The following is a 12,083-nucleotide window of genomic DNA, read 5'->3' on the forward strand; positions in this document are numbered from 1 at the left end:
AGCGCATGGCGGCGGCAATCCTTGGAACCCTCATCCTGCTGGCGGGCGCGGCGGCGGGCGCCTGGTGGTGGATGGGGAGGGCCCTCTTCCAGCCCGGCACCGTGACGCAGGTGCTGACCGCGCGGGGCGAGACGCTGGAGGTTCCTCCGGGACAACGCGCGGACGCCTCGTCCTGGCAGGTGACCGGTGATGTCCAGTTGCACCACGTCGCCGTGGGCGAGGGGCGGGACGTCCTCGTCATCCACGGAGGCCCTGGCCTGCCTCCAGCGAACCCCTGGCGCGCGGCGGCGCTGACGAGGGATGCCCTGCGTTGGCACTTCTATGACCAGCGAGGCAGCGGCGCCTCCTCGCGGCCCATCACCCTGCCGCCTCCCGGGGGCACCTGGCGGGCCATGCAGGAGGTGGAGGCCCGCCTGGGACTCGCCGCGCAGCTCGCGGACGTGGAGCGCATCCGGCGCCTGCTCGGCCGGGAGCGACTCACGTTGGTGGGCCACTCCTTCGGCGCCCTGATTGCCCTGCTGTACGCGGCCGAGTGGCCGGAGCGGGTGGACGCGCTCGTGCTCGTGGCGCCGGCCCCGTTGGTGACGATGCCCTCGAAGGGCGATGACCTGTTCACCCAGGTGCGCACCCGTCTGGACGAAGCAGCCCAGCGGGAGCTCGCGGCCTGGATGAAGCACACCTTCGACTTCCCTGCCCGCCTGAAGGACGACGAGGCCCGCCTCGCCGAGCACTTCGCCGCCTTCGGACCGCTGTATGCCCGGGCCCTGAACGCCGAGCGCCCCGACACGAGGCCTCCCGACACTGGTGCCGCTGGAGGCTTCCTCTCGCTCGGGCTCTACCTGAGCCTGGGACGCCATCACGACTGGAGCGAATGGCTGCGCCGGGTGCGCGCGCGCACGCTCGTCATCCATGGCGCCCATGACCTGCAGCCGCGCTCGGCCACCACGCGCGTGGTAGAAGCGATTCCCCACGCGCGACTCGTGGAGCTGGCGGGCAGCGGGCACTTCCCCTTCGAGGAGCAGCCCGAGGCCTTCGCGGCCACCGTGCGCGCCTTCCTCCAGGAGGAGGAGCGGTGAGCGGACTGCTGTACTCCATCGGCGAGGTGTCTCGCATCACCGGGCTCACCGTGAAGGCGCTGCGCCTGTACCAGGAGAAGGGGCTGCTCGAACCCTCCCGCGTGGACGCCTCCACGGGCTACCGCTACTACACCGAGCACGACATCTCGCTCGCCCACACCGTGCGCGCGCTGCGCGACCTGAAGCTCTCCCTGGAGGAGATTCACGGCGTGCTCACCCAGCTGGGACAGGGCGCCTCGCTCGCGGAGCAGCTCGCGCGCGTGCGGGCCCGACTCGCCGAGGAGGCCGCGAGCGCGCGACGCTCCGTGCTCGCGCTGGACACGCTGCTCGAAAACCAGGCCCGGGCGGAGGCCTACCTGCGCGCGCCACCGCCCCTGCTGGAACGCTGGCTCCCACCCGTTCGTGTCGCCGTGCATCGGGCCCGGGGGCGATACTCCGACGCGTCGGTGTTCTTCCCCCGGCTGCTGGCCGCGTGTGGCCCCCACGTGGCCGGGCCCCCCTTCTGCCTCTTCCACGAGGCGGAGTACCGCGAGGACGACGCGGACCAGTCCTGGTGCGTGCCTCTGGCCCCCGGGGCCGTCCCGGAGGGCGTCGCCATCTCGGAGCTGCCCGAGGTGCGGGCCGTCACGCTCGCGCACTCCGGCCCGCCCCACTCCGTGGGCCCATCCTGGGCCCGTCTCTTCGCCCACCTCCACGCGAAGGAGCGCACCCCGAGCGTCCCGCTTCGCGAGACCTACCTGCGCGTGGACTCGGCCCAGGGCGCCTCGTGGATGAGCGAGCTCGCGCTGTCGTGGGAGGCGAGCCCGGACTGAATCAGGGCGACGGCGCCCGGTGGCTCGTGGAGAGCCAGCGACGCACCTCGTCCAGGTACTCCTTCGGGAGCGCATGCCCGCTGTCGAAGGTCTTGTGTGTCTTTCGCACGGACGGAGCGGACTCGAACAGGGCGCGACTGTCGGCGACGGGCGCGAAATCATCCTGGTTCGCGGTCAGCAGCAACCAGTCCTGGCGAATCGTCGACATGTGCCGCGACGGGGCGACCTCCTCCATCGACGGGTCGATGTGGGGCGGCACCATGGTGATGAGGTGGGTGACGCGCTTCTCGCGTGCCGCCAGCAGGAGCCCCACCTGGGCCCCCATGCTGTACCCGACGACGAGCACGCGCGGCGGCTTGCCCTGGGCGAGCACCGCGGACAGCAGCGCGTGGGCATCGCGCACGGTGTCGGCGATCATCTTCACGTACCGCGCGGGCTCGCCCTTGTGGGCCAGCTTCGCGAGCGCCCCGGGCTTCGCCTCGGGGTTCGCCCGCTCTCCGTGCAGTCGCGCATCGAGGAGATAGACGCGGTAGCCGGCCCGCAGGAGCTCGTCCTTCAAGACGCCGCCATGCGTGGGCCCCGCGTCAGACAGCCAGTCCTCCTTGCGGCGCGTGAGGCCATGCACCAGGACGGCGATGGGTGGATTCGCGTGCCCCCCTTCGGGCTCGAGCACCCGCGTGGGGATGCGCTCGCCATCCGCGCCACGAACATCCAGTGTCGGCGTCGGGGCATCGGCCCGGGCCAGGGAGGCGGACAGCAGCAGCACGCACAGCGACAGCCAGCGGAACATGGTGGACTCCTGGAAGTGAGCTTCACCGTCACCCTGCCCTCCGCTGTGTCGGACAGGCGTCAACCCGCGGTTGACGTTCGATTGACGTTCCCTCCGGTAGCCTGCGACCGTCCTGCCATCCCGAGGTCCCCTGCCCGCTCATGCGAGTGCTCGTCGTCGAAGACAACCGTGACCTCCAGGCCAACATCGCGAGGTTCCTCGGCGCGGACTTCCAGCTCGACTTCGCCGCCACCGGGCCCCAGGGGCTCACGCTCGCGCTAAGCCACGAGTACGACGTCATCGTGCTGGACCTGATGCTGCCGGGGATGAGCGGCATCGAGCTGTGTCAGCGCTACCGGCAGCTCGCCGCCCGGCTGGTGCCCATCCTGATGCTCACCGCGCGCGACACGCTCGAGGACAAGGAGGAGGGCTTCCGAGCAGGCGCGGATGACTACCTCGTCAAGCCGTTCTCGCTGAGGGAGCTCCGGCTGCGGCTGGAGGCCCTGGCGCGCCGCCCCGTGCCTCCGAGCGGTCGGCGTCTGACGGTGGGCTCGCTCACCCTGGAGCCCGACACAGGACAGGCCCGGCGCGGCGAGCGCGGCGTGCGACTCAACCGGACCGAGGCACGGCTCCTCAAGCTACTGATGGAGTCCGCGCCCGGGCCCGTGTCGACGGCGACGCTCGCCCATCAGCTCTGGGGCGACGACGCGCCGGAGTCCAGCGCCCTGCGCACGCACGTCTATGCGCTGAGAGGCGCGCTCGCCGAGCTGGGGATGGACGACTGCATCACCACCCACCGCAACAAGGGCTACAGCCTGGAGGCCCGTGAGGACTAGGTCGATACGAGCGCTCCTCCTGGGCGCCATGGTGTCGTCCGCGGCGCTCTCGCTGGTCCTCATGGGGGCGTTCTTCACGCTCTTCAGCTACGACCTCGAGGACACCCTCTTCGCGCGGCTCGTCGCCACCGCGATGGACGAGCACGGCGGCGATGGGGTGATGCCACTCGGCATCAGGACCTATGTGGGCCACGCGAGCCTGCCGTCCTGGCTCCAGGCGGAGGTGCCGGCGGACGCGCTGGGTGGCGAGTACGAAATCTTTCCTCCCGGACACGGCCACTTCCATGTCGCGGTGCGACCGGACGTGTCGACAGGCCTCACGCGCTACGGCGTGCTCGACACGACGGAGCTGACCGGCACCACGCGCCAGCTGCGTCGCACGTCGGGTCTGCTGGTGGTGAGCGCGGTGCTGGCCCTGCTGGGCGCCGCCGGGCTCTCCCTGCTGGTCGCGAGGCGGCTGGGGGTTCCGCTGGAGCGGCTCGTCGCGCAGGTGCAGTCGGGACAGGCGACGCGAGCCGAGGACATCGTCGTCACCGAGGTGCGGGCCCTGTCCCAGGCCTTGAGTGCCCGGGATGTCCGCATCCAGGAGCTGCTGGAGCGGGAGCGGGCGTTCAACCGGGACGCCAGTCATGAGCTGCGCACGCCGCTCGCCGTGGCGCAGGGCGCGGTGGAGATACTGGAGCTGGACCCGCCCAGGGACTCGGCGACCTTCGAGCGGCTGCGGCAGGCGGTCCTCCAGATGGGCCTGCTGACGGAGGGCATCCTCTGGCTGGCGCGGCCGGGGCGCTCGGACGAGACGTGCGGACTGGTGGGCATCTCTCGCGAGCTGCTCGCGCTGTACGGTGGCCACCTCTCCCGAGGCGACGTGGCGCTCGTCATCGAGGCGACGGACGAGGTCGTCGTGCCGCTGCCCGGCTCCGTGGCGCGGGTGATGCTGGGCAACCTCATCAAGAACGCGCTCGCGTATACGGAAGAGGGGCGCATCGTCATCCGCGTCACGCCCGAGGCGTGGAGCATCGACGACACAGGGGTGGGCTTCGGTCGGAGCGAGCCCGAGCAAAGGGGCTTTGGTGTCGGACTGTCGCTGGTGGAGCGGCTGGCGCGCCGGTTCCAGTGGACGCTGGACCTCCGCGCGGTGGAGCCGCATGGCACACATGTCCGACTGACCTGGCCTTCATGAGGGCGGGCGCTGGAACTCATGACCGGGGCCATCTACAACTGGCCCATGCACTCGAGCCTCCGCCGCCTGACCGCTCTTGTCCTCGTCTCGCTGACGCTCGCCTGCGCGACGCGAGCCGCGGCGCCCTCCCCAGGCCCCCCCATGACGACGCCCTCCCCGCTGGACGCCCCCGCCGAGCAGTACGTGAAGCTGGCCCTCGCCGTGGGGCAGCACGACGGCAACTACGTGGACGCCTATTACGGGCCGGAGGCCTGGGCGAAGGAGGCCGAGGCCACGAAGCTGCCCCTGCCCGAGATTGCCGCGCGCGCCGCCGCGATGGTGGCCGCGGTGGAGGCGACGCCGGTGCCCGCCGATGAGCTGCTCGCGATGCGCCACCGCTTCCTGCTGACCCAACTGCGCTCGCTCGAGGCGCGGGTGCGGATGCTGTCCGGCGAGAAGCTGAAGTTCGACGAGGAGAGCCAGGCGCTCTACGGCGCGAAGGACCCGGGGCACACCGACGCGGAGTTCGAGGCGGTGCTCGTGGAGTTGGACAAGCGCCTGCCCGGCCAGGGTCCGCTGGTCGACCGGCTGGACCGCTTCCGCAACGACTTCGTCATCCCGAAGGACAAGCTGGACGAGGTCTTCCGCGTCGCCATCCAGGAGGCCCGGCGCCGCACGCTCCAGCACGTGGAGCTGCCCGCCAACGAGCACTTCACGTTGGAGTACGTCACCAACAAGCCGTGGAGTGGCTACAACTGGTACAAGGGCAACTCGACCAGCGTCATCCAGATCAACACGGACCTGCCCTTCTACATCCTGCGCGCCATCGACCTGGCGGCGCACGAGGGCTACCCGGGGCACCACGTCTACAACGCGCTGCTGGAGCAGCACCTGGTGCGCGGACGCGGGTGGGTGGAGCTGACGGTGTATCCGCTCTACTCGCCCATGTCGCTCATCGCCGAGGGCAGCGCGAACTACGGCATCGACGTGGCGTTCCCGGACGCGGAGGCGTACTTGAGGGACGTCCTCTTCCCGCTGGCGGGGCTCGACCCGAAGCGCGCGGCCAACTACGTGGCCGTGGAGGCGCTGGCGGCGAAGCTGTCCTACGCGAGCAACGAGGGCGCGCGCCGGTACCTGGACGGGCACCTCAGCCGCGAGGCGACGCGTGACTGGTTCGTGCGCTACGGCCTGGTGTCCGTGGAGCGGGCGACGCAGAAGATGGCCTTCATCGACTCGTATCGCGCGTATGTCATCAACTACAACCTGGGCCAGGACCTGGTGAAGCAGTACGTCGAGCGCCACATGGGCGCCGACACCTCGCCCGAGCGCCGCTGGCAGGTGTTCCGCGAGCTGCTGTCCTCCATGCGCTTGCCGGCGGACCTGTCCCCGGAGAACTGAGCACAGCCACTCACTGTATCCACCGGCCCACCCGGTCCCAGCGAACCCTGAGACCGGGCTCCGATGAGAAGTAGATGTAGGAGCCCACGCCTCGGATGCTGTCTTCCCGCACCGCACCGAAGTGACGCGAGTCGAAGCTGAAGTCTCGGTTGTCGCCCAGGACGAAGAGATGGCCAGCGGGGACTCGGCAGCTCGACCCAGCGGGCTCCAGTTGGGCCGGGCAGACCCCCTCCCGCTCCGGGAAGGACGCCAGGGCGTCGCTGACCTGGACGCGGTAGCGGTGTTCGCCCAGCGTCTCCTCGAACACCGCGCAGGCGATGTCCATCGATCTCGGGCTGGAGGCAACACATGCCTCTTCGATGGCTCGACGAGAGACGGGCTGCCCGTTCACCCAGAGCCGGCCCGCGTCCATCCTCACGGAGTCTCCAGCCACCGCGATGATGCGCTTCACAAAAGGGCCGGAGAACTCGCGTGGAGGGTCGAACACCAACACCTCTCCCCGCCGCAGGGAGCGACGCCGCCAGGGAGAGGCAACGCTGGCGTCCGCCATGAAGACGTCCCCTTGCAGCAGAGACGGCTCCATGGCCCCCGAGGGAGTGCTCCACGGCGACGAGACGCCGGCGCGAATCACGCCCTTCACCACGCCGCCCCCCAGCCCGACTCCCACGGCCATCATCAGCGCGAGCAAGCGGGCAGGCGCTCCCGCCACGGGAGGAGCCACGAGCATCACATCGACGACCGCCGCCAGGTACACGACCAGCACCGCCACAACGCCGACGAAGCCCACGAACGGCATGCTCATGCTGAAGAGCGCGAGTGCGCCCGACCACAGCGCTCCACGAATCCAGCGCCCCAGCAAGGCGTGCCCCACTCCCGTGAAGGACACCAACGTCAGGAGCACCGCCACCGCTCTGCGTCCCACCGACACGCGCGGGGACGGGGGCCTGGCCACATCGGATTCAACGGACATCGTCGAATCATCCAGGAGGAGGACGACCCGGGCAATCGGCGGCAGGGCCTTGGAGACGCGGCCTTCACGCACCCGGCATGGACGGTGGACGAAGAGGTGCGCCGCAGCGGATGCTCCTCCCTCCCGTCGGGGCGGGGTCCACACCTGCCCCTGAAGAGCGAACGAGAGAGGCCCCCATGCGCGTCACACGGTCTGTTCGACTCGAGGTGAACCCGACGACGGACCCGCGGTGGGCCGCATGGGAGGGCTCCTTCAGGTTGCCCGCGGCGCCTGGCGAAGCTGGAGGGCCCCAGTGGTACTCGGGCAAGCGGCGCGGCGCGCGCCTCGTGATTCACCGGCAAGTCCCTGCCTGGGAGCGCTGGGTGTGGCGCCCCAGGCACCACGTGGAGTCCTCCGTGGAGAAGGTGGCCGAGAAGGAGGTCCAGGTGGTGACTCGCCTGGTGTGGCACGCCTCGGCCCTCCTGCCCCTCGCCGCGTTGGTGCTCGGGACGCTCGCGATGTTTCGATTCCTGTGGGGGACTCCCTGGCTCTGGGGCTTCCTGGCGATGATGTATGCCTTCGCGAGCCTGCCGTGGCTCGTTGGCTCTCGACAGGTCCGGCGGGAGTCCAGGGCGCTGACCCACGCACTCGAGAGTCAGGCCACTTTGACTGACACGACAACACGCGCTCATTGACGTGTCAGGCCATCGCCATTGACGTGTAGGAGCGCGGCATCCTCCCTTGAACACCTCGCATCTCCCCGGAATGACAGGCGCCGGGGGAATGGCTTATCGTGTGCAGGTGGGGGGAGGCATGCATTCTCGTGCGGACCGTCTGTCATTCGAGGCGCCCCTGGCGGAGCCGACCACGCTCGTCGAGCAGGCCCGCGACCTGGTGAACCAGCGCGTGACGCTGGGCGAGGTCATCCCCGTCCTCACCGAGCCCGCGCTGCTCGCCGCCAGTGATGCCTTGCTGCTGTCGGTGCCCGGGTTCCGCGAGCTCCACGCCGAGCTGTGGGACCCGGCCCTTCCCGAGCCCGAGGCCCTCTCCACCCTGCCGGAAGGCTCGTTCGGCCGTTGCTACGCGGCCTACATGGCGCACTACCGGCTGGCCCCGGACTTCTTCCCCATCCAGGCCGAGCTCGACCCGGAGGCGACGCCCACCCGCTACGCCGTCCACCGGCTCAACAAGTGCCACGACTTCTTCCACGTCCTGGGCGCCTATGAGACGTCGGACGCGGACGAGGTCGCCGTCCAGTCGTTCGTGTTCGGACTCGCGCCCTCCGCGCTCGCCCTGTTCCTGGCGGCGGCCTCCGTGCACCCGGACATCCTCCGCGACAAGTACAAGCACCTGCGCGACATCTACGAAGGGCGCATCCAGGCCCACGACTTCGTCCGCGGCGTCGCCGCCACCGCCCTCTTGGGCGCGCGCCTCGAGTCCCTGATGGAGGAGCCGCTGGACGGACTGCGGCAGCGGCTCGGCCTGGGGGCACGGACGGACTTCCGACCCGGGCATCCCGGCGAGAACACCTGCTCGGGCCGCTCCGTCCCCGCCTTCTTCACGCACGCCACCGCTCAGGTGCCGTGAAGCTTCAGCATCCGCCGCCCCACCTCCGTGTCCGCGAAGTCCGGCAGCCCATCCGCGTCCGTGCTGACGCTCAGCTCGCGCAGGGCCTCGTCGCTCGCCCCCATCTCGCGCAGCGTCAGCCCGGCGAGGGCGTAGGCATCGCTCCCCAGGAGCAACCGGCGTGGCTGCTTCTCCATCGCCGCGAGCCGCAGCAGCGCCTTCGCCGCCTTCTCGGGCACACCGCGCGCCGCGCCCGGATTGACCCTCACGCTCGCGTTGAGCGCCCCCACCGTGGCCTGGTAGTCGGGCTTCGAGGGATGAATCGTCATCGACGCGCCCGCCCAGTCCGTGGCGAAGCCACCCGGCTCCACGATGGTCACCTGGATGCCGAGCTGCGCCACCTCGTTCATCACCACCTCGCTGAAGCCCGCGACCGCGAACTTCGCGGATTGATAGGCGCTCAGGCCGGGCGTGCCGCCCCGCCGCCCGCCAATCGAGCTGATTTGAAGGATGCGCCCCTGCCGCTGCGCGCGCATCACCGGCAGCACCGCCCGCGTCACGTGCACCACGCCGTAGAAGTTGGTGTCCATCTGCGCGCGGAAGTCGTCGAGCGCCAGGTCCTCCGCCGAGTCGATGTTGGCGTAGCCCGCGTTGTTCACCAGCACGTCGATGCGGCCGAAGGCCTCCACCGCCTCACGCACCGCCCGCTCCGCCTGCTCGGGCTGGGTGACGTCGAGGGCCACCGGCTGGATGCGCGCGCCGTGCTCGCGAACGAGGTCCGCGAGCGACTCGGGGTTTCGCGCCGTGGCGACGACGCGATGCCCGGCGGCGAGCACGGCGAGGGTGAGCGCGCGGCCGAGGCCACGCGAGCTGCCCGTGATGAACCACACCTGCGAAGTGTCCTGGGTCATGGGCTGAAGATGCGGCGCGAAGGCGCGTGCCTCAAATCCAGACGCGCCACTATCTCATCGAATCGCGCCAACGGTGCGGCGTGGTGCCCTCCCAGGCGCGGAACGCCCGCGTGAAGGAGTTGAGCTCCTCGAAGCCGAGCAGGAAGGCAATCTCGTCCACGCCCACCTGCTCGGTGCGCAAGAGCCGCAGCGCCGTGCGATGCCGGACGTCATCGAGCACCTGCTGATAGCTCAGGCCGTGCTCCTCCAACCGACGCTGGAGCGTCCGGGCGCTGAGCGCCAGCTCCCGCGCCACCTTCGCCACGCTGGGCCGCTCCCCCGCCATGCGCCGGGCGACCACCGCGCGGACCCGCTCGACGAGCGAGTCCTGCTCGACGGGCGCGAGTCGCTCGTCGAGGCTGGGGAGCAACACCCGCAGCAGGTTCGCGTTGTGGGTGACGAAGGGCGTGGAGAGCACCTTCGCGTCGAAGACGAGCGCGTCGCGCCGCGCCTTGAAGCGCAGCGGGCAGCCGAAGAAGCGCATCAGCATCGGCTCGTCCGCCCGGGCGCGGAGGAGCTCCACGCGCTTGGGCGCCAGCGACAACCCGCTCCCGCGCTGCAGCAGCACCAGCAACGAGGCCAGCGAGGCATCGACGAGGCGCGCGGGCGCGGGGCTGGAGGCGTGCAGGTACGTCGTGTGGACGGTGACCTCGCCGCCCTGGCTGTCGACGGACATGTCCTTCGGGCCGCACAGGCGCTTGTAGCGGGCAATCTTGCCCAGGGCCGTGCCCAGGTCCGGTGAGTGCAACGCGGCCAGCGACGAGATGTCGTACTCGTGCACCTGCGTCTCACGCGCGAGGCGCAACCCGATGTCCGCCGGAGACGACTCCCCGAGCACCTCCCAGAAGTGGAAGAACTGCGCGGTGCTCATCGCGCCCCCAGCGGGCACGCGCGCGGCGGCGGTGGCGTGGGCCACGTTCACGCCGAGCCGGGCAAGACGCGCGCCCACATCCGGCGCGAGGTGGACGAGGTCTCCGCTCATCGGAGAAGCGTAACGAGCACCCCGGCACGCGACCAATCCGATCGCGCCAATCGCTCGGACGGCGCCCCCCGCGCGCCAGGACAATCCCTCACGCAAGGCCCTGGTCTCGGACCACGACCGCCTGTATGCCTGCCGGCATGAGCGCTCGGAATGCAATCGTCGTCGGCGGAACGGGCAACATCGGCGCCGCCGTCATCCACAGGCTGCGGGCGGAGGGACTGCACGTCATCTGCGCCTCGGAGGACGTGACGCGGGAGTCATCCGACTCGATGCGGGTGGACGTCACCGATGAGGCCTCCGTGAGGTCGCTGTTCGACAAGGCGTCCGCCAACGGGTCCCTTCATCTGCTGGTCAACTGCTCGGGCTTCGGGGCCTTCACGCCCATCGAGGAGACCTCGCTCGCCGACTGGCGGAAGAGCCTGGACGTGAACCTGACGGGTGCCTTCCTGTGCGCGCGCGAGGCGTTCAAGCGGATGAAGGCGCATGGCGGAGGGCGCATCGTCCACATCGGCTCGGTGAGCGACCACCTCACCCTGCCCATGAATGGCGCCTACGCCGCCTCCAAGCATGGCCTCCGGGGGCTGACGGGCGTGCTGAACGCGGAGGGAAAGGACCACGCCATCCGGGCCACGCTGCTGTCGCTGGGAGCCGTGTACACGGCCTTCTGGAAGACGCGTCCGGAGTTCAGCCCCGCCGACATGTTGTCCGTGGACGACGTGGCCGAATCCATCTGGGAGATTGCCCGCAAGCCCTTGCACATCCGCGTGGACGAGCTGCGCCTGGTCCCCTCGAAGGGGGTCCTGTGATGACGTCGGCCTCGAACGCGGACTTGGCGCTCGTCACGGGCGCCAGCCGGGGAATCGGCGCGGCCATCGCGGAAGTGCTCGCCGGGCAGGGGCTGCGCGTCGTCCTCCTCGCGCGGGACGAGGAGGCCCTGGCCCGACAGGAGGCGAAGCTGCGCGCCTCGGGAGCCCAGGCGTGGTCCTTCGCGTGCGACCTGGCGAACGAGGCCGCGCTGGACGCGACGCTCGCGAGGCTGGAGTCCACCGTGGGAGTGCCAGGAGTCCTCGTGAACAACGCGGGCTTCGGCGGGCCCTTCCACCGCGCCGACGAGGTCTCGCGGAGCGAGTGGGAGCAGCTCTTCGGGGTGAATGTGGACGCCGTCCACCAGCTCTGCCGCTGGGCCCTGCCGCGCATGAAGGCGGCGAGGTTCGGCAGAATCGTCAACATCGCCTCCTCCCTCGGCCTCTTCGGCGGGGCGCTCTCCTCCACCTACGCGGCCACCAAGCACGCGCTCGTGGGCTACTCCAAGTCCATCGGCGCCGAGTGGGGCGCGCACGGCATCACCTGCAACGCCATCTGCCCCGGCTACATCGACACGGAGATGCTGGCGAAGGCGCCGCCCGCGCTCCGCGAGGAGCTGCTGCGCAGGATTCCCGCCGGGAGGTTCGCCACGCCCGACGAGGTGGCCCGACTGGTGGCCTTCGTCGCGGGCCCCTCCGGGGGCTACATCAACGGCACCACGCTGGTCGTCGACGGGGGATTGTCATCCCATCTGGCCAACGACCTGCCGACCTTCTGAGGCG

Annotated in this window: 13 protein-coding genes; 9 read left to right on the forward strand and 4 right to left on the reverse strand. The window is 70.4% G+C overall.

The window, feature by feature from the left end; translation table 11 throughout:
* Positions 1-5: 5 nt before the first annotated feature.
* Both OWM54_RS10045 and OWM54_RS10050 read left to right on the forward strand, forming a co-directional pair.
* Entirely contained in the window at positions 6-1,076 is a 1,071-nt protein-coding gene (locus tag OWM54_RS10045) for an alpha/beta fold hydrolase (protein ID WP_267697335.1), read from the forward strand.
* Positions 1,073-1,888, forward strand: a complete 816-nt coding sequence (locus OWM54_RS10050; RefSeq protein WP_223750275.1) for a MerR family transcriptional regulator — start codon at positions 1,073-1,075, stop codon at positions 1,886-1,888. Before OWM54_RS10045 ends, OWM54_RS10050 begins: the two co-directional genes overlap by 4 nt.
* Before the next feature lies 1 nt (position 1,889).
* Here the strand turns inward: OWM54_RS10050 and OWM54_RS10055 are convergent, their stop codons facing one another.
* Positions 1,890-2,678, reverse strand: a complete 789-nt coding sequence (locus tag OWM54_RS10055; RefSeq protein WP_267697336.1) for an alpha/beta hydrolase — start codon at positions 2,676-2,678, stop codon at positions 1,890-1,892.
* A gap of 140 nt (positions 2,679-2,818) precedes the next feature.
* On the opposite strand from OWM54_RS10055, the gene OWM54_RS10060 reads away from it, so the two are divergent.
* The 3 genes from OWM54_RS10060 (at position 2,819) to OWM54_RS10070 (ending at position 6,050) form a co-directional block, all read left to right on the forward strand.
* Positions 2,819-3,493 carry a response regulator transcription factor gene (locus OWM54_RS10060; RefSeq protein ID WP_223750273.1) on the forward strand — a complete coding sequence of 225 codons (675 nt, stop codon included), beginning with the start codon at positions 2,819-2,821 and terminating at the stop codon, positions 3,491-3,493.
* Complete coding sequence (locus OWM54_RS10065; RefSeq protein ID WP_267697337.1) at positions 3,483-4,673, forward strand: sensor histidine kinase; 1,191 nt, start codon at positions 3,483-3,485, stop codon at positions 4,671-4,673. The genes OWM54_RS10060 and OWM54_RS10065 overlap by 11 nt, the downstream gene beginning before the upstream one ends.
* A gap of 141 nt (positions 4,674-4,814) precedes the next feature.
* A complete protein-coding gene (locus OWM54_RS10070; protein WP_267697338.1) occupies positions 4,815-6,050 on the forward strand; it encodes a hypothetical protein in 1,236 nt (411 codons plus the stop codon).
* Between the two features lie 10 nt (positions 6,051-6,060).
* On the opposite strand, the gene lepB is transcribed toward OWM54_RS10070, so the two are convergent.
* Positions 6,061-7,020, reverse strand: coding sequence for a signal peptidase I (lepB, locus tag OWM54_RS10075; protein ID WP_267697339.1), 960 nt, complete (start codon positions 7,018-7,020; stop codon positions 6,061-6,063).
* 395 nt (positions 7,021-7,415) lie between these two features.
* Here lepB and OWM54_RS10080 point away from each other — a divergent pair, with 395 nt between their 5' ends.
* Together OWM54_RS10080 and OWM54_RS10085 are read left to right on the forward strand one after the other, a co-directional pair.
* On the forward strand, positions 7,416-7,694 hold the full coding sequence (locus tag OWM54_RS10080; RefSeq protein WP_267697340.1) for a hypothetical protein: 279 nt from the start codon (positions 7,416-7,418) through the stop codon (positions 7,692-7,694).
* A gap of 118 nt (positions 7,695-7,812) precedes the next feature.
* The gene (locus tag OWM54_RS10085; protein ID WP_267697341.1) at positions 7,813-8,586 is read left to right on the forward strand and encodes a Coq4 family protein; all 774 of its coding nucleotides are present in this window, start codon (positions 7,813-7,815) and stop codon (positions 8,584-8,586) included.
* On the opposite strand, the gene OWM54_RS10090 is transcribed toward OWM54_RS10085, so the two are convergent.
* A complete protein-coding gene (locus OWM54_RS10090) occupies positions 8,574-9,476 on the reverse strand; it encodes an SDR family NAD(P)-dependent oxidoreductase (protein ID WP_267697342.1) in 903 nt (300 codons plus the stop codon). The genes OWM54_RS10085 and OWM54_RS10090 overlap by 13 nt on opposite strands.
* Before the next feature lie 49 nt (positions 9,477-9,525).
* Entirely contained in the window at positions 9,526-10,497 is a 972-nt protein-coding gene (locus tag OWM54_RS10095) for an AraC family transcriptional regulator (protein WP_267697343.1), read from the reverse strand.
* A gap of 137 nt (positions 10,498-10,634) precedes the next feature.
* Between OWM54_RS10095 and OWM54_RS10100 the strand changes: the two genes are divergently transcribed.
* Together OWM54_RS10100 and OWM54_RS10105 are read left to right on the forward strand one after the other, a co-directional pair.
* Complete coding sequence (locus OWM54_RS10100) at positions 10,635-11,303, forward strand: SDR family oxidoreductase (RefSeq protein ID WP_267697344.1); 669 nt, start codon at positions 10,635-10,637, stop codon at positions 11,301-11,303.
* Positions 11,303-12,079, forward strand: coding sequence for an SDR family NAD(P)-dependent oxidoreductase (locus OWM54_RS10105; protein WP_223750265.1), 777 nt, complete (start codon positions 11,303-11,305; stop codon positions 12,077-12,079). Before OWM54_RS10100 ends, OWM54_RS10105 begins: the two co-directional genes overlap by 1 nt.
* Positions 12,080-12,083: the final 4 nt, after the last annotated feature.

The organism is Myxococcus sp. MISCRS1 (genome assembly GCF_026626605.1).
Lineage (GTDB): Bacteria > Myxococcota > Myxococcia > Myxococcales > Myxococcaceae > Myxococcus > Myxococcus fulvus.